The sequence below is a fragment of the Nonomuraea sp. NPDC049655 genome, from assembly GCF_044465465.1.
In the GTDB taxonomy this organism is placed as follows: Bacteria; Actinomycetota; Actinomycetes; order Streptosporangiales; family Streptosporangiaceae; genus Nonomuraea.
In genome coordinates, this window is the sequence record NZ_JBITLS010000003.1 from 643717 (window position 1) to 665395 (window position 21679).

19 protein-coding genes are annotated in these 21679 nt (G+C 73.0%); 5 read left to right on the forward strand and 14 right to left on the reverse strand.

Annotation, left to right across the window (positions count from 1 at the left end):
• Nucleotides 1–90: 90 nt before the first annotated feature.
• Nucleotides 91–915, forward strand: a complete 825-nt coding sequence (locus tag ACIBQ6_RS12765) for a GNAT family N-acetyltransferase (protein WP_358287149.1) — start codon at nucleotides 91–93, stop codon at nucleotides 913–915.
• Here ACIBQ6_RS12765 and ACIBQ6_RS12770 read toward each other — a convergent pair.
• The 11 genes from ACIBQ6_RS12770 to ACIBQ6_RS12820 all read right to left on the reverse strand — a co-directional run bounded on the left by ACIBQ6_RS12770 (nucleotide 861) and on the right by ACIBQ6_RS12820 (nucleotide 14510).
• On the reverse strand, nucleotides 861–1535 hold the full coding sequence (locus ACIBQ6_RS12770) for an ATP-binding cassette domain-containing protein (RefSeq protein WP_352362680.1): 675 nt from the start codon (nucleotides 1533–1535) through the stop codon (nucleotides 861–863). The two genes, ACIBQ6_RS12765 and ACIBQ6_RS12770, sit on opposite strands and share 55 nt — an antisense overlap.
• Nucleotides 1535–3334, reverse strand: coding sequence for a dipeptide/oligopeptide/nickel ABC transporter permease/ATP-binding protein (locus ACIBQ6_RS12775; protein ID WP_397211756.1), 1800 nt, complete (start codon nucleotides 3332–3334; stop codon nucleotides 1535–1537). The genes ACIBQ6_RS12770 and ACIBQ6_RS12775 overlap by 1 nt, the downstream gene beginning before the upstream one ends.
• Nucleotides 3334–4263 (reverse strand): ABC transporter permease, encoded by a 930-nt coding sequence (locus tag ACIBQ6_RS12780; RefSeq protein WP_387674617.1) that lies wholly within the window; start codon nucleotides 4261–4263, stop codon nucleotides 3334–3336. Before ACIBQ6_RS12780 ends, ACIBQ6_RS12775 begins: the two co-directional genes overlap by 1 nt.
• Nucleotides 4264–5841: an ABC transporter substrate-binding protein gene (locus ACIBQ6_RS12785; protein WP_397211758.1), complete on the reverse strand. Its 1578-nt coding sequence runs from the start codon at nucleotides 5839–5841 to the stop codon at nucleotides 4264–4266.
• A 96-nt stretch (nucleotides 5842–5937) separates the two neighbouring features.
• Nucleotides 5938–7521, reverse strand: coding sequence for a helix-turn-helix domain-containing protein (locus ACIBQ6_RS12790; protein ID WP_358287157.1), 1584 nt, complete (start codon nucleotides 7519–7521; stop codon nucleotides 5938–5940).
• Between the two features lie 29 nt (nucleotides 7522–7550).
• Nucleotides 7551–8405, reverse strand: a complete 855-nt coding sequence (locus ACIBQ6_RS12795; protein ID WP_358287159.1) for a serine hydrolase — start codon at nucleotides 8403–8405, stop codon at nucleotides 7551–7553.
• The gene (locus ACIBQ6_RS12800; protein ID WP_397211760.1) at nucleotides 8398–9717 is read right to left on the reverse strand and encodes a serine hydrolase domain-containing protein; all 1320 of its coding nucleotides are present in this window, start codon (nucleotides 9715–9717) and stop codon (nucleotides 8398–8400) included. The genes ACIBQ6_RS12795 and ACIBQ6_RS12800 overlap by 8 nt, the downstream gene beginning before the upstream one ends.
• Nucleotides 9718–9726: 9 nt before the next feature.
• Entirely contained in the window at nucleotides 9727–11040 is a 1314-nt protein-coding gene (locus ACIBQ6_RS12805; protein WP_397211762.1) for a serine hydrolase domain-containing protein, read from the reverse strand.
• Nucleotides 11004–12851 carry a S9 family peptidase gene (locus tag ACIBQ6_RS12810; RefSeq protein WP_397211764.1) on the reverse strand — a complete coding sequence of 616 codons (1848 nt, stop codon included), beginning with the start codon at nucleotides 12849–12851 and terminating at the stop codon, nucleotides 11004–11006. The genes ACIBQ6_RS12805 and ACIBQ6_RS12810 overlap by 37 nt, the downstream gene beginning before the upstream one ends.
• Before the next feature lie 113 nt (nucleotides 12852–12964).
• Nucleotides 12965–13471 (reverse strand): pyridoxamine 5'-phosphate oxidase family protein, encoded by a 507-nt coding sequence (locus ACIBQ6_RS12815; RefSeq protein ID WP_397211766.1) that lies wholly within the window; start codon nucleotides 13469–13471, stop codon nucleotides 12965–12967.
• A gap of 100 nt (nucleotides 13472–13571) precedes the next feature.
• The gene (locus ACIBQ6_RS12820) at nucleotides 13572–14510 is read right to left on the reverse strand and encodes a LysR family transcriptional regulator (protein ID WP_358287167.1); all 939 of its coding nucleotides are present in this window, start codon (nucleotides 14508–14510) and stop codon (nucleotides 13572–13574) included.
• Between the two features lie 116 nt (nucleotides 14511–14626).
• Between ACIBQ6_RS12820 and ACIBQ6_RS12825 the strand changes: the two genes are divergently transcribed.
• Complete coding sequence (locus ACIBQ6_RS12825; RefSeq protein WP_397211768.1) at nucleotides 14627–15544, forward strand: NAD(P)H-binding protein; 918 nt, start codon at nucleotides 14627–14629, stop codon at nucleotides 15542–15544.
• Nucleotides 15545–15589: 45 nt separating this feature from the next.
• Here the strand turns inward: ACIBQ6_RS12825 and rox are convergent, their stop codons facing one another.
• Together rox and ACIBQ6_RS12835 are read right to left on the reverse strand one after the other, a co-directional pair.
• Complete coding sequence (rox, locus tag ACIBQ6_RS12830) at nucleotides 15590–17044, reverse strand: rifampin monooxygenase (protein WP_397211770.1); 1455 nt, start codon at nucleotides 17042–17044, stop codon at nucleotides 15590–15592.
• Nucleotides 17045–17259: 215 nt separating this feature from the next.
• Nucleotides 17260–18234 (reverse strand): helix-turn-helix transcriptional regulator, encoded by a 975-nt coding sequence (locus ACIBQ6_RS12835; protein ID WP_397211772.1) that lies wholly within the window; start codon nucleotides 18232–18234, stop codon nucleotides 17260–17262.
• Between the two features lie 103 nt (nucleotides 18235–18337).
• On the opposite strand from ACIBQ6_RS12835, the gene ACIBQ6_RS12840 reads away from it, so the two are divergent.
• The 3 genes from ACIBQ6_RS12840 to ACIBQ6_RS12850 all read left to right on the forward strand — a co-directional run bounded on the left by ACIBQ6_RS12840 (nucleotide 18338) and on the right by ACIBQ6_RS12850 (nucleotide 20852).
• Entirely contained in the window at nucleotides 18338–18733 is a 396-nt protein-coding gene (locus ACIBQ6_RS12840) for a RidA family protein (RefSeq protein WP_352362696.1), read from the forward strand.
• Between the two features lie 117 nt (nucleotides 18734–18850).
• A complete protein-coding gene (locus ACIBQ6_RS12845) occupies nucleotides 18851–20074 on the forward strand; it encodes an FAD-dependent monooxygenase (protein ID WP_397211774.1) in 1224 nt (407 codons plus the stop codon).
• Nucleotides 20075–20117: 43 nt separating this feature from the next.
• Nucleotides 20118–20852 carry a TetR/AcrR family transcriptional regulator gene (locus ACIBQ6_RS12850; protein WP_397211776.1) on the forward strand — a complete coding sequence of 245 codons (735 nt, stop codon included), beginning with the start codon at nucleotides 20118–20120 and terminating at the stop codon, nucleotides 20850–20852.
• 174 nt (nucleotides 20853–21026) lie between these two features.
• On the opposite strand, the gene ACIBQ6_RS12855 is transcribed toward ACIBQ6_RS12850, so the two are convergent.
• Complete coding sequence (locus ACIBQ6_RS12855) at nucleotides 21027–21626, reverse strand: CGNR zinc finger domain-containing protein (RefSeq protein WP_397211778.1); 600 nt, start codon at nucleotides 21624–21626, stop codon at nucleotides 21027–21029.
• Between the last annotated feature and the right edge of the window lie 53 nt (nucleotides 21627–21679).

Consider the following 21679-nt stretch of genomic DNA (forward strand, 5'->3'; position numbering starts at 1 on the left):
CCGCTGTCTGATCCCACGAAGCCCGGGGTGCTCTTTGGTGTCCCGCACGATTCGGTCCCGCCGCACAGTGCCGTAGCGTCACCGTGACACTTGAGCATTCGGAGGGCCGGCACGTTGATCGCGATCAGGGAACTCCATGGGATCGCGGAGTTCGAGCAGGTCAGTGAGCTGTTCGACGGGATCTGGCACTTCGACCCGGACAGCCGGCCGATCACGGTCGAGCTGATGCGGGCGATGTCGCACGCGGGCAACTACGTGGCCGGCGCGTACGACGACGCGGGCCGCCTGCTGGGCGCCTCCGTCGGCTTCTTCGGGGCGGGCAACACGTTGCACTCCCACATCACCGGCGCGGCCGGCGGCCACGGCATCGGCTTCGAGCTGAAGCTGCACCAGCGCCGCTGGGCCCTGGAGCGCGGCATCGACCGCATCACCTGGACCTACGATCCGCTGGTGCGCAGGAACGCCCACTTCAACCTGGCCAAGCTGGGCGCCCGTCCCGAGGAGTACCTGCCGAGCTTCTACGGCGTCATGACCGACGCCATCAACCAGGGCAGCGACTCCGACCGCGTGCTGGCCTCCTGGTCGTTGTCCGCGCCGCACGTGGCGGCCCTCGTACGGGGCGAGCCCGGCCGGCGGCCCCTCCCGGCGGACGCCGCGATCGTGCTGGCCGACGAGGACGGACGGCCGGTGACGCGCGACAGCGACGCCGCCACCGTGCTCGTGGCGCTGCCGGAGGACATCGAGGCGCTGCGCGTCACGGACCCCGGAGCCGCCAAGGCGTGGCGGCTGGCCGTCCGCGAGGTCCTGGGCGGCCTGCTCGTGGAAGGCGGCGTGGTGACCGCCTTCCACGACAAGGCGTTCTACGTGGTGGAGCGGCCCAGCCTGGGCACGGCCTCCAGCAGCGACCGGGTGTAGTCGTGGGCGGGGGCGCCGACCACTTCCTCGGTCGGCCCCAGCTCCACGATGCGCCCCTGGTGCAGCACCGCGACCACGTCGGAGACGTAGCGCACCACGGCCAGGTTGTGCGAGATGAACAACATCGACAGGCCCAGCTCGTCGCGGAGCCTGCGCACAAGGTTCAGCACCGAGCCCTGGACGGACACGTCCAGGGCGCTGGTGATCTCGTCGGCGACCAGCAGGTCGGGCTCGGCGCCCAGCGCCCTGGCGATGGCCACGCGCTGACGCATGCCGCCTGACAGCTCGCGCGGGTAGCGCGTGGCCACCTCGGGCGGCAGGGAGACCAGCGACAGCAGCCTCTCGACCGAGCCCTTGCCGCAGCCCTCGGCGATGGACGCCCCGACCTTCATCCGGGGGTCGAGCGAGGCGTAGGGGTCCTGGAAGACCATCTGGACGCGGCTGGCGCCGGTGATGGTGCCGGTGTGCGGCACCAGGCCGCTCACCGCCCTGGCCACCGACGACTTGCCCGACCCCGACTCGCCGACCAGCCCGACGATGGACCCGCTCGGCACCTCCAGGGTGATGTCGTCGACGGCGGTGAACGAGCCGAACCGCACCGTCAGGTTCTCGATGATCATCAGACCTCCCAGCAGGCGACCTGGTGCGCCTTGCCGTACGACGTCAAAGGGGGACGCTCGCCGGCGCAGCGGGCCGTGGCGAGCTCGCAGCGGGCGGCGAAGGCGCAGCCGTCGCCCACGTCGGAGGGGGCGGGCTGACGGCCGGGGATGCTGGCCAGCGGCAGCGACCTGTCGGTGTCCATGTCGGGCAGCGAGTCGATGAGCGCCCGCGTGTAGGGGTGCGCGGCGCCGGTGGCCAGCAGTTCGACCGGGAGTTGCTCGACGACGCGGCCGGCGTACATGACGACGACCACGTCGCACAGCTCGCCGACGACGGCGATGTCGTGGGAGATGAACAACGCCGCCGCGCCGGTCTCGTCGGTGACCTCGCGCAGCAGCTTGAGTATCTGCCGCTGCACCGTCACGTCCAGCGCGGTGGTGGGCTCGTCGGCGATGAGCAGCCTGGGGGTGCCCATGAGGCCCATGGCGATGACGGCGCGCTGCCGCATGCCGCCGGACAGCTCGTGCGGGTGCCGGCGGGCCACCCGATCGGGCGCGGGCAGGTGCACGTGGCCGAGCCGGTCGACGGCGCGCCGGTGGGCCTCGGCCTTGCCGGCACCCTGGTGCACGATCGCGACCTCGGCCAGCTGGCCGCCGACCTTCAGCGCGGGGTTGAGCGAGGCCATCGGGTCCTGGAAGACCATGGCGAGCGCGGTTCCGAGCTCCTTGGGCGACATCTCGGAGATCTCCTGGCCGGCCAGCGCCAGCCTGCCCGCCGTCACCACGCCCGGGTACGGCACCAGCCCGCCGATCGCGGCGGCGGTGAGGCTCTTGCCGCTGCCCGACTCCCCGACCAGCCCGGCGATCTGCCCGGGCGCGACGGTCAGCGACACCCCGCGCACCGGCGTGACGCCGCCGGGGAAGGTCACCGTCAGGTCCTTGACCTCCAGCACCGCCTCGGGGTCCGGCTCGCCGGGGGCGGGCGGCGCGGCGGGCCTGGCCTCGCGCGTGTGCACGGCGGTGCGGGCGGCGGCCTTGGCCAGCGCGTCCCCCAGCAGGTTGAAGCCGATGCCGGCCAGCGCGACCGCCAGGGCGGGCCCCAGCGCCACCTCGGGCGTGACGTAGATGCGGCCGAACCCGTCGAACAGCAGCCGCCCCCAGTCGAAGGCGGGCGGCTGCACGCCGAGGCCCAGGAACGACATCCCGGCCAGGCCCAGCAGCGCGCCGCCGAGCGCCTGGGTGAGGTTGAGGATGAGCGGCTCGGCGATGTTGGGCAGCACGTGCCTGGTCAGGACGCGCATGCGCGGCACGCCGAGCATCCGGGCGGCCGCGACGTAGTCGGCGCCCGCGATGGTCGCGGCCAGCGTCTGGGTGAGCCGGGCGAAGCTCGGGGCGATGGCCACGCCGATGCCGAGCACCGCACCCTTGGCCCCGAGCCCGGCGACCACCGCGGTGAACATGGCCAGCAGCAGGCCGGGGAAGGCGACGAGCGCGTTGACGGCGCCGGTGACGAAGCGGGCGCCGCGCGGCGGCAGCACCGAGGGCAGCGCGCCGAGCACGGTGCCGATGGCCGCGCCGAAGAGCGTGGCCGCCAGCGCGAGCAGGAGGGAGAACCGGCCCGCGACCAGGACCCTGGCCAGCAGGTCGCGGCCGAGGTTGTCGGTGCCGAGCGGATGGGCGGCCGAAGAGCCCTGCAGGATGGCGCCCGCGTCGATCTTCTCCGCCGCCGCGCCCCAGATCGGCGGCCCGACGACGGCCAGGACCACCATGAGCGTGACCAGCACGGCTCCGGCGACGGCGGCCGGGGTGCGCAAACGCATCAGTTTTCCTTGATCTTGGAGGTGGGGTCGAGCGCGCCCAGGATCAGATCGACGGCGAGGTTCACGACCAGCACGATCGCGCCGTAGACGAGGATGACGGCCTGGGCGACGGGATAGTCCTTCTGCGTGATCGACTCGACGATCTTCAGGCCGAGCCCCGGCCAGGCGAAGACGTACTCCACCAGCACGCTGCCGGCGATCAGCGAGGTGAGCAGCAGCCCGCCCACGGTGAGCGTCGCGGTCAGCGTGTTGGGCAGCACGTGCCGCAGGTGCAGGCGGGCGGCGGGCAGCCGTTTCGACCGGGCCAGCCGCACGTAGTCGGTGCCGAGCTCGCGCAGGGTCTCCACGCGCGAGATGCGGGCGATCATCGCGACCGGGCCGATCGCCAGGGCGGCCACCGGCAGGACGTACGACATCGCCCCCTCCTTGCCGGCCGGCGGGAACAGGCCCAGCCCGATCGACAGGACCGCCACCAGCGCGATGGAGTAGAGGAACTCCGGGACGGCGACGGCGGTGCCGGTGACCGAGCTGAAGGTGATCTCGGTGCCCCGGTTCCGGCCGTTCTCCGTGCGGATGGCCGCCCACATGCCCAGCGGCACGGCCAGCAGCAGCGCCACCACGGTGGCCAGCAGCGCCAGGCCCAGCGTGTTGGGCAGCCGGGTGGCGATGACCTGGCCGACCGGTTCGCCCGTCAGGAACGAGGTGCCGAAGTCGCCGGTGAGGATGTGCCCGACGTAGGCGGCGAACTGCTCGGGCAGCGACTTGTCCAGCCCGAGCAGCTGCTCGCGGGCCTTGACCAGCTCGACCGGCGCGGCCGGGCCGAGCGAGGCCCGCACCGGGTCGCCGGGGATGAGGTGGATCATCGCGAACGACGCCACGAGCAGCACCGCCAGCGACACGACGAAGCGCACGAGGCGCCGTACGGTCACTCAGCCTCCCTGGGTGAGGCGGATCGTCGAGGGCAGGAACAGGCCGGCCATCGTCCGGAAGGTGGCGCCCTTGGTGGCGGTCAGCGTGTTCATCTCCACCACGGGCACCAGGTCGGCGTTGTCGAACAGGGCCGACTCCGACGCCAGCCACTTGGCGCAGCCCTCGGGGCCGGTCAGCTTGGCGGCCTCGGCAACCAGCCGCTCGTACTCGGCGTTCTTCAGGTGGGCGAAGTTGGCGCCCTTGGGGGCGGCGGGGCCGGACAGGAAGCCGACCAGCTGCGAGGGCAGCGTGACGCCGATGGGCAGCCACACGACGTCCCAGTCCTGGGTGGCGTTGAGCGACTCCGACAGCTTGGTGTCGATGACGCCGTTGAGCTTCACGTCCACCCCGATCTTCTTCCACACCGCCGCCATGTACTCGGCGGCGGCCACCATGCTGGGGCCCTTGGTGGTGGCGTACAACAGGCGCAGGGAGAGCTTCTTGCCGTCCTTCTCCCTGACGCCGTCGGCCCCGGCCTTCCAGCCGGCCGCGTCCAGTGCCGTGGTGGCGGCCGCCGTGTCGAAGGCGGGCACGTGGCCGGTGACGGTGTCGCCCTGGCACGGGCGGGGCGGCGGCACGAGTGCGGTGGCCGGCTTGCCGGTGCCGCCCGTGGCGATGCCGCCCAGCTCCTTCATGTCGAGGGCCTGGGTCAGCGCCTTGCGCACGGCGGGATCGTGGCCGGGCCTGTCCTCGCCCTGGTGGTAGAAGAACTGGCCGTTGCCCTGCGGCTCGATCATCTTGCCGAGCGCGGGGTTGGCCTCCAGGCGGGTCCGGTCGGGGCCGAAGAAGGTGGCCGAGTTGAGCGAGCCGGCGAGGAGCAGGTTGGCCGCGGTCTGCTCGTTCGGCACCACCTTGAGCACGAGCGTCTCGGGGAGGTCCTTGGCGGTGCCGCCCTCGGGGCCCCAGGCATACTCCCGGCGCACCTTGAAGGTGTAGTGGTCGCCGGGGACGGCCTCGGTGAGCTGGTACGGGCCGGTCCCGGAGGTGGCCCGCGCGATGAGCGAACGGTCCTTGACGGCCTTGCCGCAGACGATGAACAGCAGCCGTGAGCTCTCCAGGATGAAGCTGAACGGCTCGGGCGTCGACAGCGTCACGGTGCCGGCGGACTCGTCGGCCTCGGCCTTCATGCCGGCCGGTACGAGCACCCCGTAGATGGGCGACTTGACGGCGGGGTCGGCGATGTGGTTGATGTTCTCGGCGACGTCGGCCGGGGTGAGCTTGGAGCCGTCGGAGCAGGTGACGTTCTTGCGCAGGGTGAAGGTCACCCTGTCGGGCTTGACGTCCCACTTCTCGGCCAGGGCGGGCACGGTCTTGCCGTCCGCCGAGACGGACACCAGGGTGTCGTAGGCCACCGACAGGACCTCGTTGGTGACCGAGAGCACGCCCGTGGCGGGGTCGAGCACCCCGGGGTCCGCGCTGATGGCGGCGGTGAACGTGCCGCCCGTGACAGGCTTGCCCGTACTGCCCGCCGTACCTCCGCCGCTGCCGCACGCGGCCGCTAGCAGGGCCAACGCGGTGAGCACCGCTGTCTTCTTCATGGCGACTCCAGGAGAGCGTGGGGTGGTGACCCACCTTCGTCCCTCGCGGCCCGACCTTCTTCGTCGCCCTTCACAAAAAGCGCGGACGACCTCGTGCTAGCGTCCGAAGATCCGCATCTGCAGCATCACGGTGAGTCGCGCGTCGGGGTCGGACAGGTCGAGCCCGCTGATCTCGGTGAGCCGTTTGAGCCGGTAGCGGAAGGTGTTGGCGTGCACGTGGACCTGCGCGCAGGCGGCGTTGACGTCGCCGAACGCGTCGAGATACGCCCGCAGGGTGGCCACCAGCTCGCTGCCGTGCTCGGCGTCGTGCGCCAGCAGCCGCTCGTACGGGCCGGTGGGCACCTGCTCCTCGGCGGCGACCACGTCGGAGACCTGGAGCAGCAGCGACTCGAAGTGCACGGCCGTGTAACCGGCGACCTGGCCGGCCAGCCCGCGGGCGCGCAGCACGCGCAGCGCCCGGTCGGCGTCGGCGCGGGCCCGCGCGACCTGGGAGAGGTTGGCGGCCAGCCGGCCGACCCCGATGTTGGCCGCGTGCCGCGGCCCGACCCTGGCCAGGAAGGACTCGGCGACGCGCACGGCCCGCGTCTCCTCGTCGCCGCCCGAGCTCAGCGGCAGGACGGCGTAGGCGACCGAGCCGATCATCGCGGCGGCCGCCTTGGGATGGATGGCGCCGACGTGCAGCGCCAGGGCGTCGCAGAAACGTTGCCGGTCGCTCTCGCCGCGCGCCGGGTCGGCCGCGTCGCCGTCGGCGAGCTGGGCGGCGAGCACGCACAGGCGCTCGGTGGCGATGCCGAGGCGGCCCGCGGCGTCGGCCGCGTCGGAACCGCCGGCCAGGACCGTGGACAGCAGGTCGGCGCGCAGCCGCCGCTGGGTGTCGGCGCCGGCGCGCTCGCGCAGCAGCTGCAGCGCGACGATCTTGGCCGCGTCGGCCAGGGCGCGTTCGCGCTGCGGGGTGAGCGGCTCGCGCACGGCGACCCAGATGGAGCCGAGGATCTCGTCGCCGATCCGGACGGCCACGGCCGCCCGGTTGATGCTGTCGCCGTCGAGCTCGATGTAGATCGGGTCGCGGCTCTGGTAGAGCTTCTTGAAGAAGCCGCGCTCGTCGAGCATGCGCTGGAACCGCTCGGGCACCTGGCGGCCGAGCACGGTCTCGACCCGGCCGGGGTCGGCTTCGTCCTGTCTGCCGGAGAAGGCCAGGACGCGGGTCGACCGGTCCTCGATGGTGACGGGCGCGTCGAGCAACGCGCAGACGGCGTTGGCCAGCGCGAACAGATCGCCCTGCGGCCCCTTCTCCGGCATGGCCAGGTCGCCCTCGGCCAGCAGCGAGCGCAGCAGCGCGGCGACCTGCGACCAGGACGCGGCCCTGGTCAGCCCGAGCACGGCGACGCCGGTCTCCAGGACCTTGCTGCGCACCTGCTCGTCGACGTCGACCGGCAGCTTGACGACGATGCCGCTGGCCTCGCGGGCGGCGTCGAGCAGGCCGCAGATGGCGGTGGCGCCCTGCACGCCGACGGCCAGCAGCAGCCCGCCCGGCGGCACGTACAGCTCGTCGAGCGGGTCGTAGATGTGCACCCCGGTGACCTCGGTGTCGAGATCACCGGGCGAGGCGGCCACGTCGAGGACCGTGCTGCCGAGGTCGAACAGAATCCGCTCAAGGCTGGCACGCGGACGGCTGTTCATCCGCTCACGATAGTCGACGTAGACCGTCATCAGCCGCGCAGGTGCTCGACGGCGAGACGGGCGGCCTGGCCGATGGCGGCGTCCGCGGCCGGGATGCGGAAGGCCAGGTCGTCGCCGTGCAGGAACACCGCGACGGCGTACCGGCCGCCGTCGGGGTACTCCACGACGCCCGCCTCGTTGCGCACGCCCCACAGGGTGCCGGTCTTGGCCGACACCCGCACCTCGTCCGGGAAGCCCGAGGAGAGGCGGTGCGGCCAGATCTGCCTGCTCATGATGTCGCGCACCTCCGCGCACGCCTCGGCGGTGCCCGCCTCGTCGCGCCAGACGGAACCGAGCAGGGTGGTGATCTCGCGGGGCGTGCCCGCGGTGGTCCGTTCCGGATCGCGCACGGCCAGGGCCCTGATGCGCTCCTCGGGGATGCCGGCCACGTCGATGGTGCCCAGCTCCTCGACCACGGACTCGAACAGCGTCGCGCAGCCGCCGATCAGACGGGTGCGCCTGAGCCCGAGGCCCTCCAGCGTGGCGTTGACGCGGTCGAGGCCCACCCGGCGCAGCAGCACGTCGGTGGCCGCGTTGTCGCTCATCGACATCATGAAGTGGGCCAGGTCGCGCAGCGTCAGCGACACGTCGTCGGCGCAGCCCGAGGTGCCGATGCCGCCGTCCTTGTCCGCCGCGGTGACGGTGAGCCGTTCGGTGCGGTCCACCTCGCCCGCCGCGGCCTGCCTGGCGTACTCCAGCAGGATCGGCAGCTTGAACACCGAGGCCAGGACGACCGGGGCGTCCGGGTCGAGGCCGATCTCGGCCGCGCCGTCCACGTCGCGGGCGTGCACGAAGCCGCGCACGCCCGCCGCCGCGAAGACCCTCTGCGCGTCCCGCTCAAACACGCGGGACCGCCCGGCCGTTGTGCAGGTGCGTGGCGACCCCGTCCCGCAGGACGAACGTGACGGTGTCGTGCCTGCCCTCCTCGGGCTGCTCGGCGATGAAGGTGTCCTCGGCGAGGTGGACGTACCTGGCGGTGGTGCCCTGCTGGCCCATGCTGGCCATGAGCGCGCCGGGGATCAGGGTGACCTCGACGCCGCCGCCCGCCGCCGAGACCTCGTAGGCCAGCTGCGGCCCCTCGTACCGGCCGGTGTACGGCGCGGGGTCCACGGCGCGCGGCTGCTCCGGCGGGGCGGGCAGGTCGGGGGCCGCCAGCCCGCCCTCCCTGAGCAGCGGCAGCAGCAGGTCGTTCATGACGCCGATGAAGTTGCCGCCGTTGATGCTCATCGCGATCGCGTACGAGCCGTCGTCGGCCACCCGCCAGAACGTGCTCTGGCCCGGGGTCCCGCCGTCGTGGCCGTAGGCGCCCCAGGTGAACAGCTCGAAGCCGAGCCCCCAGTTGGCGGCCATCAGGCCGGGCACGCCCGGCACCGCGACCTGCGGGGTGCGCATCGCGGCGACGCTCTCCGCCGACAGCACCCGGGTGCCGTCCTCGGCCAGGCCGTCCGCGGCGAACATGCGGCCGAAGCGCACCAGCTCGCGCGGGGCCAGGCACAGGGTGGCCCCGGCGGGCGCGTTGGAGCGGGGCATCTGCCACTGGGCGTAGACGTCGTTGCCCGGCCCGATGTGCCCGGCCGCCGCGCGGAACAGCACGGCCTCCTCGGCCAGCAGCGCCGCGTGGGTGGCGCCGAGCGGCTTCAGCAGGTGCTCCCGCATGGCCTGCTCCCAGGTCGTGCCGCGCAGCCGGGCCACGATGGCGCCGAGCACGCAGTAGCCGGCGTTGCAGTACGAGAACAGCTCGCCCGGCTCGTGCACCTTGCCCGCGCCGTGCAGGTAGGCCACGAACTTCTCGAGGCTGTCGTCGCCGCGCCCGGTGTCCTCGAACAGGTCGCCGTCGAAGCCGCCGGTGTGCGTCAGGAGCTGTCTGACGGTGATGACGGCGTCGTAGGACAGGGCGAACTCGGGCAGGTAGTGCCCGACCTCCTCGTCCAGGTCGAGCAGGCCCTCCTCGGCGAGCTGCATGATCAGGGCGGCCGTCCACACCTTGGTGGTCGAGCCGACCTGGAAGACGCTGTCGGTGGTGGTCTCGACGCCGGTGTTGCGGTTGACCACGCCCGTGGCCGCCTCATGCAACTGGCCGCCGGTCCACACGGCGATGGCCGCGCCCGGCACGTCGTGAGCCGCGGCCGCTTCGTCGAGGCGTTTCTGCAGATCCATGGGGTCTCCTCAGGCGATCTTGGGGGTGGCGCGGACGCCGAGGTGGAAGTAGGGCGAGCCGTCGTCGAGCTGGTAGAACACGCCCGAGACCCAGTCGGGGTCGCCCTCGCGGCGGCCGACGAAGGTGACGTCGTCGACGGCGACGAGGTCGAGGTCGAACGGCTCCTGCAGGGCGGCGAGCGCGCCCGTCGACTCGACGCGCAACCTGAGCGCGCCGTCGTGCACGCTGGCGGTCATGCGCGCGCCGACCCGCTCGTAGACGCCGGCGTACCGCTCGACGTCCACCTGCACGGGGGTCTCCGGCGGGCCGAGCACCGGCGGCACGGCCAGGCCGTCGAGCTCGGCGAACAGCTCGGTGGCCACGGCGTGGGTGAGGGCGCCGCTGTGGCCGCCGTTGGTGGTCACGCACACGACGGTGCCGGTGTCGGGCACGACCCAGAGCATGGCGTGCTGGCCGATGGTGTTGCCGCCGTGCGAGATGACGCGGTGGCCGGACCACTCGTCGAGGATCCAGCCGATGCCCCACTGCCTGCCCAGGGTGTGCGGGTTGGGGATGTCGACCTGCGGCTCCCACATCGCCCGCGGGTCGTCCAGCAGGCTGCCCTCCAGGTGGGCGCGGCCGAAGGCGACCACGTCACGCGGACGGGCGCAGATGAGGCCGGCCGGACCGCACGAGCGCATGAGGCCCCACACCGGGGCCGCCTTGCCGTCCTCGACGTGGCCGTGCGCGGCGCGGAAGCGCAGCACGTCCTCCGGCAGCGTCCAGGTGTGGGTCAGGCCGAGCGGCTCGCAGATGTTCTCGCGCAGCACCTCGTCCCAGGTCTTGCCCTCCAGCACCTCCAGGATGCGCCCGGCGATGACGAAGCCGGAGTTGCAGTAGGACTGGGTGGCCCCGAGCGGGTGGTTCTGCGCCAGGTCGGCGCAGGCCTCGACGTACTTCTCGATGCAGTCGTCGCCGCGGCCGGTGTCGAGGAACAGGTCGCCGTCGATGCCGCTGGTGTGCGACAGCAGGTGCCGGACCGTGACGGTCTTGGTCACCTCGGCGTCGGCGACCCGGAAGCCGGGCAGCAGCTCGGCGACCGGGGTGTCCAGGGTCAGCCGGCCACGCTCGACCTGCTGCATGAGCAGGGTGGCGGTCCAGACCTTGGAGACCGAGCCGATCTGGAACAGGGAGTCGGGGGTCGCCTCCACGCCGGTGTCGACGTTGAGCACGCCCGCGGCGAACTCGTGCAGCTCCCCGTTGTGCAGGTAGGCGAGCGCCGCGCCCGGGACCTCGTACTTCTCGATCAGTTCGGCGAGACGCTGACCCATTGATCCAGCCACGCGAGGATCCTTTCGTTGTAGTCGAAGCGGTGTGAAGGCCGTCCGTTGAGGATGAAAAGGTGTGAACCACCGGGATACCGGACCAGACGGACCGGCACCCGGCGCTCGCGCAGCGCCTCGAACCACTGCTCGGCCTGGCCGATCGGGCAGCGGTCGTCCGACCCGCCGTGCAGGATCAGCGTCGGGGTGACGACGTCGCCGGCGTAGGTGATCGGCGACTGCTCGACGAACTCGTCCCTGACCTCGTGCTTGGCCAGGAAGTAGCCGAGGTCGGCGGTGCCGGCCATGCTGCGCAGGTCGACCACGACCCCGCCGGGGACGGCGGCGGCGAAGCGCCCGGTCCTGCCGGTGAGCCAGCAGGTCATGTAGCCGCCGTAGCTGTAGCCGGTGACCGCCAGCCGGGCGGGGTCGGCGACGCCCTCCTCGACCAGGACGTCGAGCGGGGTGAGGAAGTCGTCCTCGTCCGACAGGCCCCAGGCGCCGGCCGTGGCGGTGTAGAACGCCTCGCCGTACCCGTCGCTGGCCCGCGGGTTCACCAGCAGCACGGTCCAGCCCTGGGCGGCGAGCGCCTGGTGGTAGAGGTGCACGCCGTCGAAGACGGGCGCCCAGGCGTTGTGCGGGCCGCCGTGGATGTCCAGCAGCAGCGGGCCCGGCTCGGTCAGCGTCTCGTCGCGCAGCACGAACGCCTCGACCGCCGTGCCGTCGGGGGCGGTGAAGGTCCGGCTGCGCGCCTGGAACAGCTCGACGCCCTCGGGGGCGTGGTCAGTGAGGGCCTCGCCGTCGAGGTAGACGTCACCGGAGCTGCGCGGCGTGGAGGCGACGTAGGCCACCCGTCCGGCGGCGACGCTGACGCCGGCCACGTTCCGGTCTTCGTCCACGATGCGCTCGGCGACGCCGCCGGGCGTCAGCCGGTACAGGTGGGTGAATCCGCGGTCACGGACGCAGAACAGCAGGTCGTCGCCGTTCATCGCGGGCGTCGCCCCCGGGTAGCCGGGCGCGCCGATCATCACGTTGCGGTCGAGGCCGATCTCGATCTCGGCGAAGTCATCCCCTTCCAGGGCGAACAGGCGGGTGTGGCCCTCGGGCACGCCGCGGTAACCGGCCACGATCCAGCGACCGCCCAGCCACCAGACGCCCATGCAGATCACGCCGTCGCCGCCCGCGCGTTCGAGCGCGCCGTCCTGCTTGGGCTCGACCAGGTAGAGGCCGCCGCAGATGTCCAGGTCGCGGTCGGGGTCCAGGCCGGCGGTGAAGGCCAGCAGGCCGCCGTCCGGGGCCCAGGCGGGCGCGCCGGCGTGGAAGTCGCCCGAGGTCACCTGCACCGAGGCGCCGTCCTCGACGTCGACGACGAACAGGTGCGTGGTCAGGCCGCACAGCAGCCCGGCGCCGTCGGCCTTGTACTCCAGTGTGTCGATGACGATCGGCGCGTTCGGGTCCACCTCGCCGGACGGCCCGGCGTAGGCGATGCGGGTGCCGTCGGGCGACCAGACGGGCACGCCGGCGCCCAGCGGCGCCGAGGTGAGGACGCGCGGCTCGCCGCCGTCCATGGGCAGCAGATGGATCTGCGGCGGCCCGCCGGCCGGGCGCAGGAAGGCGAGGGTGCGGCCGTCGGGCGACCAGCGGGGGGCCGCGCCGGTCGCCAGCCTGCGCGGGGCGGCGCCCGGGGTGGCCAGCCAGATCTCGGTCACGTTGGCGTCGGACTCGCGGTCCGCGGTCGTCAGGGTGTAGGCGACGGCGGAGCCGTCCGGACGCAGCTGTGGATCACCGGGTACGGCCAGGCCGTACAGGTCGTCGAGGGAGAGGCGGCGCATGACCGAACGCTAGGCCAGGTCGCCGCCGTCCTCTTCATCGTGGACGACGAATAGCGTCTGAGACCTTGTGCCCGGGGCCAAAGCGCCCGGGCCGCCGGTTCGTGCGGGGCCTTCTACCGGGTCGCGGCGCTCTCCCGCTCGGCCCGCTGCCTGATCAGCTCCTCGACCGCGCTCGGCAGCGTCGTCTCGAAGTCGATCAGCTTCACCCACGTCGGGGTGACGATGATCCGGACCATGCCGTCGTAGAGCGAGCGGACCTCGGCCTCCCACTCGACCCGCTGCTCGGCCGTCATCTCGTACGAGCCGTTCATCTGGAGGAACTCCTCCGGGATGCCGTCCACGACGTCCAGTTCGGCGCGGCCGCGGATCAGCAGGATCTTGGGCGGGTGCACCTCGGTGTCGATCGTCAGGGCGACCATGGGGTTCGCGCGCAGGGCCGCCAGCTTGGGGGCGTTCTTCGTGGTGCACATGACGATCTCGGAACCGTTCCAGGTGAACGAGATCGGGACGTTGCGCGGCGTGCCGTCCTTGGCCACGTACGCCAGCCGGGTCAGGTCGCGGGCCAGCAGCTCCCGGCTGATCGGCCGGTTCAGGATCTCGGTGATCTCGTTCGTTCGCATGGTCGTCCCTTCGGGGTCGTCTTCGTCTTCCGCCCCTGGGACGGAGCCGCCGGAGGGTTCTCGACATCCGCCCGCGAATATTTTTCCGGCCACCGGTGACCTACCCCTGACGGCCTGGACGGAGCACCCGGCGCACCGCGTCACGCAACCACCGGTGGGCCCCGTCGGCGGTGTGGCGCGGGTGCCAGGCCATGCCGATGGTCAGCGGCGGCAGCGCCAGCGGGATCTCCAGCAGGCGCAGCCCGAGCGCGCGCGCCGCGTCGCCGAGCGGCGAAGAGGGCTCCCCCGGCGGCTCGGCCGGCACCAGGCAGACCGCGTCACCGGCCGCGGCCAGCGCCATCGCCGCCAGATGTCCGGGCAGGACGGCGCTGACCCGCCGGCTGAGCCCCTGCTCGGCCAGGGCCGCGTCCAGTGGGCCGGTGAAACGTCCCCGGCGGCTGACCGCCACGTGCTCGGCGGCGGCCAGCCCGGCGGGCGTCAGGGGCTGCCGGGCGAGCGGGTGCCCGTCCCGCACCCCGGCCGCCATCCGCAGCGTGACCAGCTCCTCGACCCGGGTCTCCGGGTCGACGTGGTCGATCGCCCCGATCTCCAGGTCGATCCGGCCCTCGCGCAGCGCGGGGCCCGCCTCCCACTCCTCGGCCAGCACCCGCAGCGAGACGCCCGGCGCCCCGCGCCGGGCCAGGTCGAGCAGGCCCGGCGCCAGCGCCGCGCCCACCAGGTCCGACGCCTGGACGGTGAAGGTGCGCCGCATCGCGGCCGGATCGATCCCGCCGCTCGGGGTGAGCAGCGCCGCCAGGCTGCGCACCACCGCGGCGGCCTCGTCCCGCAGCGCCTCGGCGCGGGGCGTGGGCACCATCGCCTGCCCCGCCCGCACCAGCAGCGGGTCCTGCAGCACCCGGCGCAGCCGGGCCAGGGTGCGGCTCATCGCCGCGGGTGACGTGCCCAGCCGGGCGGCGGCACGGGTAACGCTCTGCTCGGTCAGCAGGGCGTCGAGGGCGACGGCGAGGTTGGCGTCGAGGTTCGCGGCTGTGCTGGTCAACGGTGTCATTCCAATTCCGGCAAGGATTGCATGCTGAAGTTCCCATTGTGGCAATAAGGGCCGGATCTCCACGATGAAAGCGCTGTACCGATCCGACACGAACCGCGAGGTTTTTCATGATTGTCATCACCGCCCCCACCGGGAACATCGGCCGGCGGCTGCTGTCCCTGCTGGTCGAGGCCGCGCCCGCCGGTGGAGAGGAGCTGCGCGTCGTGGTCCGCGACCCCGCCCGGCTCCCCGAGAGCGTCCGCGGGCGGGTCGAGGTGGTCACCGGCTCGCACGGCGACGCCGCGACCGTCGAGCACGCCTTCGCCGGGGCCGACGCTGTCTTCTGGCTGGTGCCGCCGGACGCCTCGGTCACGCCCGAGGAAGGGTTCAGCGGCTTCACCCGACCGGCCGCGCGGGCGTTCGCCGCCTGCGGCGTCGGCCATGTCGTCGGCGTCTCGGCGCTCGGCCGCGCCACCCCGCAGGCCGCCCGGGCCGGGCTGGTCACCGCCTCCCTGGCCATGGACGACCTGATCGCCGCCTCCGGCGTCGCCTACCGCGCCCTGGCCTGCCCGTCCTTCTACGAGAACCTGCTGGAGGAGGCCGGCTCGATCCGCGCGGACGGCGTCTTCACCGACACCGCCGCCGCCGACCGCCCGGCCCCGATGGTGGCCGTCGCCGACATCGCCGCGACGGCGGCCGGGCTGCTGCTGGACCGCTCCTGGACCGGCGTCGGCAGTGTTCCGGTGCTCGGCCCGCAGGACCTGTCGCCCGACGACCTGGCCCGCATCATGACCGAGGAGCTGGGGCGTCCGGTCCGCTACCGGCGTCAGCCGCTCGGCGAACTGCGGTCCGCCCTGCTCGGCCACGGCCTCGACGAGGCGTTCGTCGAGGCCGTGGTCGCCATGAAGCGCGCCAAGGACGAGGGCCTGGACGCGGGCGTCCACCGCGCGCCGCAGGCGGCGCCGGCCACCGGGTTCGCTCAGTGGTGCGCGCACACGCTCAGGCCCGCCGTCCTCGGCACGCGGGAGGCAGCCGATGCCCGCTGACCCGGACCGAACCACCGGGCGGCCTCCCTCGCCACTTGACCCCGGTCAGGCGGGGCTGCCGAACCAGCGGGACAGGTGGCCGTCCAGGTCCCGCTGGTCGTCGCCGATCCAGGCGACGTGGCCGTCCGGACGCAGCAGGACGCACGGGACGTCGAGGGCCGCGGTGGGATCCGCGAGGTGGTCGACCCGGTCCGACCAGCCGCCGGGGGTCAGGCGTTCGGTGCGGTCCAGCAGCAGGCCGCGGCCGCGGCGCAGCAGGTCGTAGAGGCGGCCGTGTTTCACGTCGATGTCGCGCAGGCGGCGGCCGACCAGGTCGGGGCCCTCGCCGAAGTCGTAGCGGACGCCGATCGCGGTGATCTTCTCGATCAGGTGGCGGTTCACCTCGTCGAAGTCCATCAGCTCGGTGAGCAGCCTGCGCACGGCCCGCGGGCCCGGTCCGGCGGACAGCAGCTCCGTCTGGGCGCGGGTGTTGTCCAGCACGTCGGCCGCGACCGGCCGGCGTTCGGCCTGGTAGGTGTCCAGGAGCGGGTCGGGCGCCCAGCCGCGGAGCTGCGCGGCCAGCTTCCAGCCGAGGTTGACGGCGTCCTGAACGCCCAGGTTCAGGCCCTGTCCGCCGATGGGCGGGTGGATGTGCGCCGCGTCGCCGGCCAGCAGCACCCGCCCGACCCGGTACCGCTCGGCCAGGCGGGTGGCGTCCCCGAAGCGGGACAACCAGCGCGGGGAGTGCACGCCGAAGTCGGTTCCGGCGACGGCGCGCAGCTGTCGCCTGAAGTCGTCGAGGGTGGGCGGTTCCGCACGGTCGCCGGCCTCGGCCGCGGGCACGACGACGCTGTAGATCCCCTGGCCGAAGGGCCGGAGCCAGAACGGCTGGGGCTTCTCGCGCATCCCGGCCACCGTGGCGGCGATCTCCTCCTGCGGTACGCCCGCCTCCATCTCGCCCATCAGCGTCCCGTTCCGCGAGGGTTCGCCCGGGAAGCCGACGCCGAGCAGTTTGCGCACCGTGCTGCGCCCGCCGTCGCAGCCGACGAGGTAGCGGGCGCGCACCCGTTCCCCGTCGGCCAGTTCGACGGTCACGCCCTCGTCGTCCTGGTCGAGACCGGTCACCTCGTGACCGCGCCGGACGTGCGCGCCCAGGTCGAGCGCGTGCTCTTCGAGCAGCCGCTCGATGACCGGCTGCGGGATGCCCACCATGTAGGCGTGCGCGGAATCCAGGCCCTTGGGCGCGGGCTTGTCGATGGCGGCGAAGAAACCGGCGGCCGGACGCCGTCGTCCGTGCTGGAGCACACGCTCCAGCAGGCCGCGCATCGCCATCAGCTCGAGGCTGCGCACGTGCAGACCGACGATGCGGACGAACGACTTGGGCTCGGTCTCCTTCTCCAGGACGAGGACCCGTACGTCGTGCAGACGCAGTTCGGCGGCGAGCATCGCGCCGGTCGGCCCGCACCCGGCGATGACCACGTCGTAGTCGAGGGGCGCTGCGGTGGGCTGCGGAGAATGCATGGTTGTTGCCTTTCGGGAGTGCCTGCTGGCGCGGCGCTCCCGGCGACACCTGCCTCAGTCGCCGACCGTGACCCCTGAGGGGAGCACCCATGTCGTTGCTGTGTCCACGGGTACCACCTCCTCGATCTCTCGCACGGCCACCGGCAAACTAACAGCGACCCCCGCGGCCCGCCAACAGGTTTTCAGGCAGGCTCCGCGCGGCAGGCGGCCGGTTCTCAGGACGGCGCCCGGTAGCGGGTGGCGAGCGCGGTCGCGCGGGTGTGCAGGGAGTCGCGCAACCACTGCGGGGACAGGGCCTCGGCGTCCGTGCCGAGCTGCCACAACGCCCAGACGGCGTGCCTGTCGTCCTGGAACGTCACCTCCAGCCGCAGCAGGCCGTCGGCGTCGGCCTCCTCGGCGAGGACGGCCAGCGCGGTGCCCAGCAGCTCCTCCCGCCGCCTCGGGGCCATCCGCACCAGCACGGTGACCTGGTCGCCGCCGGTGCGGAACCGGGTGCTGCGCTCCTGCCAGGCCCGGTCCAGGTCGACCCGGTCGGGCCGCTGCGCGGGTTCGGGAAGCGCCCTGGCGGCCTGGACGCGCGACAGCCGGTAGGTGCGGTCGGCCCCGGACCTCGTGGCCAGCAGGTAGCCGCGGTCGCGGATGGTGACCAGGCCGATCGGGTCGACCGTCCGCCACTCGGGCGCCCCGCCGAAGGGCGCGTAGTGGATCTCCAGCTTGCGTCCGGCGAAGACCGCGCGCAGGACCTCGGCCGCCACGTCGTCGGGCACCTCCTCGGCCGCTAGCCGACGGGACAGCAGGTCGGTCTCCGGGTCGATGAGCAGCCGCTCGGCCGCGCCGGCCGCGGTGTCCCGGTAGCTGTCGGGCAGCGCGTCGACCACCTTGAGCATCGCCGAGGCGAGCGCCGAGCCGAGGCCGAACGCCTGCGCGCCGCGCCGCGACCCGGCGACCAGCAGGGCGAGCGCCTCGTCGGGGTTGAGGCCGGTGAGCTCGGTCCGGAAGCCGGGCAGCAACACGAAACCGCCGTGCCGGCCGCGTTCGGCATAGACCGGGACGCCCGCCGCGGACAGCGCCTCGATGTCGCGCAGCACCGTGCGGGTGGACACCTCCAGCTCGCGGGCGAGGGTGGTCGCCGACAGCCGTCCGTGCTGCCGCAGCAGCAGCACCAGGGAGACCAGCCGGTCGGCACGCATGCGAAAACCCTATCGAGATACACGACACAGGATGTCGTGATTCGTTGGGAGGCTGATCACCATGACGTCGAAGAACGTGACATCGAACGGAGCTGACATGACACTGGAACGAACGGCGATCAACCCGGTCACCTGGTCGGTCGAGATGGGGTTCAACCAGGGCGAGCTGGTCTCCGGGCAGACCCGCACCCTGTACTGCTCGGGGCAGACCGCGACGGGCGACGACGGCACGCCCCGGCATGACGGCGACCTGGCGGCGCAGCTGGCGTTGAGCCTCGACAACCTGGAGGCCGTCCTGGGGAAGGCCGGCATGTCGTTGACGGACCTCGTCCGGCTCAACGTCTACACCACGGACGTGGATCTGCTCTTCCAGCACTACGGCGTGCTGGCAGCGAGGCTGGGTGCCGCCGGGGCGGCGCCGGCCACCACGATGCTCGGCGTGACGAGGCTGGCGATCCCCACCTTGATGGTCGAGCTGGAGGGCACCGCGGTCGCCTGACGCGCCCGCGCCGCGCTCCTCCGCCTCCCAGGCCCGCCCGTACGAACTGACCAACAGAACCATTTCGGTCAGTTTGTTCGCTAGCATGCCCAGGGAAGCTCATGAAAGGAGTGCGCCATGACGAATGCGGGCAGGACGACCGGCCGGGCGCTGGTGGTCGGGCTGGGGATCGCCGGCATCGCCACCGCGTTGCGGCTGCGCCAGATCGGCTGGGAGCCGGTGGTGGTGGAACGGGCGCCTGCCCGCCGCTCCGGCGGCTACTTCATCATGCTGTTCGGCGCCGGCATCGCCTCGGCCGGGCGGTTGGGCGTGCTGGAGGCCATCGGCGACCGCAGCGGCCCCCATGTCACCAGCTACGAGGTGGACCGGGCGGGGCGCCGGCGTCCCGGGATGAACCCCTCCCTCCTCCCCGGCGGGCCCCGGCCGCTGCTGCGCGGCGACGTGGAGCGCGGCCTGTTCGCGGCGCTGCCGGACGACGTGGAGATCCGCTACTCCACCGTCCCCGACCGCATCGCCCAGGACGACGCGGCGGCGGAGGTGACGCTGCACGACACCGCGTCCGGCGCCACCGTGACCGAGCGCTTCGACCTGGTGATCGGCACGGACGGCCTGCGCTCGACGGTGCGCCGGCTCGTCTTCGGCCCCGACGAGGAGTACCTGCACCCGATGGGCTACATGGTCGGCGCCACCGTGCTCGACGGCCCGGTCGACGGCTTCGGCCTGCACGAGGGGCTGGTCCTGGCCGAGCCCGGCCGCTCGGTGTGGGCCTTCCCGTTCGCCGACCACGCCCCGAGCCTGCTGTTCTCCTACCGAACCGCCGACGTCGACGCCCAGTTCCGCCGCCCGCCGGTCGCCTCCATCCGCGCCGCCTTCGGCCCCGAACCCACCGGCCCCCTGCTGGAGGGGCTGCTGACCCGCTACGAGCGGGCGCCCGACGCGCTGTTCGACTCGGTGCAGCAGGTCAGGATGCCGCGCTGGCGCCGTGGCCGGGTCGTCCTGGTCGGCGACGCCGCCTGGTGCGTCACCCTGTACGCGGGCATGGGCGCCTCCAGCGGCCTGGCCGGCGGCGAGCTGCTGGGCACCATGCTGCAACGCCACCCCGGCGACCTGCCGGGGGCGTTGCGGGCCTGGGAGGCGCGGATGCGGCCGTTCGTCCACCTGCAGCAGGAGAGCGCGCTGCCCGGACGGCGCATCTTCACCCCGCACGACCGTAAGGAGCAGTTGCTGAGAGCTGGGATGATGCGCCTGATGCGGATGCCGGGCGTCGGCAGGGCCATGGGCAGGAGAATGCTCAACAACAAGGACATGCGGGCCAAGAACCTCGACGTCGCCGCCCTCTGACGCACAACCGAACATCCTGCCCCACGACCCGGAGGACAGCGCAGTGAGCCGCCTGATCGAACACCACTCGCACAAGGCCGCCCGCATTCTGGACAGCGCGCGCGAGCTGGTGGCCGACCACGGCGTGCGGAAGGTCACCGTCAGCGAGATCGCCGCGGCGGCAGGGGTCGGCAAGGGCACCGTCTACCTGTACTGGCCCACCAAGGAGGACCTCGTCCTCGGCCTGTTCGCCCGGGAGCTGCTGACCTTCCTGGAGGCGGTCATCGCCCGCATCACCGCCGACCCCGCCGCCGTGCTGCCGCGCCACCTGGCTCCGCTGCTGGTCCGCACCGGGCTGAGCTCCCCGCTGGCCCGCCGCCTCGCCACCAAGGACGCCGACCCGGTGCGGCTGCTCACCGAGCAGACGGGCGACCGTGACCTGTTCGACCGCACCCGGCCCAGCGCGATGTGCCAGGCGGTCATGCCGGTCCTGCGCCGGCACGGGCTGCTCCGCCAGGACCGCCCGCTGGCCGACCAGTCCTACGCCATGCACGCCCTGCTCACCGGCTTCGGCACCGCCATGTCCGTCCCGGACTCCGCGCCGCCCAGCGCCGGCGACCCCGCGGACGTCCTCGCCGACGCCGTGGCCCTGCTGCTCGAACCGGCGGTCGTCCCCACCGGCCAGGCCGTCACCGCGGCCGCCGACGACACTGCCGCCGCCTTCCGCGAGACGAGGAACGCCGTCCTGGACATCATCGACCGCACCCAGACCGCCGACAACGCCCCCGGCCGGCGGTAGCGGGCGCGGGGCGTCGCCGGGGTCGTTCAGCGGGCGGCGGGCCGGCAGGCGCCGTCGGCGATGCGGATGCCCTGCTCGGCCAGCCCAGGGCGGCCCGCTCGGCGTCGGTGAACACCGTCGACCCGCGTCCTGTGACAGCTGAACATGTGACGTGCGCCACACCGGCGCGGGCCGTCAGTCGGGAGTGGGCTGGGTGCGCCGGGCGTAGGCGCGGGCGGCGCGGGCGCGGTCGCCGCACCGCGTGGAGCACCAGTGGCGGCGGCCGTGCCGCAGCAGGTAGCGGTTGCAGGGCGGAGATCCGCAGCCGGTGAGGCGGTCGGCGTCGGGGCCGGTGAGCAGGTCGGCCGTGTTGGCGGCCAAGGTGGCGAGGGCGCGGTCGAGGATCTCGTTGGTGGGGCACGGCGTCGCGCGGTAGGGGCCGTTCTTCTCGTCCCAGTACAGCAGGGCGGCGGTGGGGGCCTTGCTCAGCGCGTCGTTGACGGCGGACAGAGCCGTGGGCAGGACGGGCAGCCCCGCGACCCGCGCGCTGAACAACGCCCTGACGTGCTCGCGCAGCGAGCGCAGCTGCGTCGCGCACATCTCCTGCACCCCGGCGTCGGCCGGCGCGAGGCCGCGTTCGGTGAGCCAGCGATTCGTCGCCGCGGGCGTGCCGAGCAGGTCGACGAACTGCCCGCCGGGCAGCGCGATGGCGCTGTTGACGAAGTCGAGGGCGAGGTAGTCCGCCGCCCCCGGCGCGGGCGGCGGCACGGACTCGGCGGTCGGCGTCTCGCTCATGTGTCTCATGGTACGGCTTGCGCTCGTCCGTGAGACACCGTTACCGTCATCAC

Bases quoted from the DNA above. Each gene is read 5' to 3' on its own strand.
- ACIBQ6_RS12770 (WP_352362680.1), bottom strand. From the start codon at position 1,535: ATGATCATCGAGAACCTGACGGTGCGGTTCGGCTCGTTCACCGCCGTC.
- ACIBQ6_RS12775 (WP_397211756.1), bottom strand. From the start codon at position 3,334: ATGCGTTTGCGCACCCCGGCCGCCGTCGCCGGAGCCGTGCTGGTCACG.
- ACIBQ6_RS12785 (WP_397211758.1), bottom strand. From the start codon at position 5,841: ATGAAGAAGACAGCGGTGCTCACCGCGTTGGCCCTGCTAGCGGCCGCG.
- ACIBQ6_RS12790 (WP_358287157.1), bottom strand. From the start codon at position 7,521: ATGAACAGCCGTCCGCGTGCCAGCCTTGAGCGGATTCTGTTCGACCTC.
- ACIBQ6_RS12800 (WP_397211760.1), bottom strand. From the start codon at position 9,717: ATGGATCTGCAGAAACGCCTCGACGAAGCGGCCGCGGCTCACGACGTG.
- ACIBQ6_RS12810 (WP_397211764.1), bottom strand. From the start codon at position 12,851: ATGCGCCGCCTCTCCCTCGACGACCTGTACGGCCTGGCCGTACCCGGT.
- ACIBQ6_RS12815 (WP_397211766.1), bottom strand. From the start codon at position 13,471: ATGCGAACGAACGAGATCACCGAGATCCTGAACCGGCCGATCAGCCGG.
- ACIBQ6_RS12825 (WP_397211768.1), top strand. From the start codon at position 14,627: ATGATTGTCATCACCGCCCCCACCGGGAACATCGGCCGGCGGCTGCTG.
- rox (WP_397211770.1), bottom strand. From the start codon at position 17,044: ATGCATTCTCCGCAGCCCACCGCAGCGCCCCTCGACTACGACGTGGTC.
- ACIBQ6_RS12835 (WP_397211772.1), bottom strand. From the start codon at position 18,234: ATGCGTGCCGACCGGCTGGTCTCCCTGGTGCTGCTGCTGCGGCAGCAC.
- ACIBQ6_RS12845 (WP_397211774.1), top strand. From the start codon at position 18,851: ATGACGAATGCGGGCAGGACGACCGGCCGGGCGCTGGTGGTCGGGCTG.
- ACIBQ6_RS12855 (WP_397211778.1), bottom strand. From the start codon at position 21,626: ATGAGCGAGACGCCGACCGCCGAGTCCGTGCCGCCGCCCGCGCCGGGG.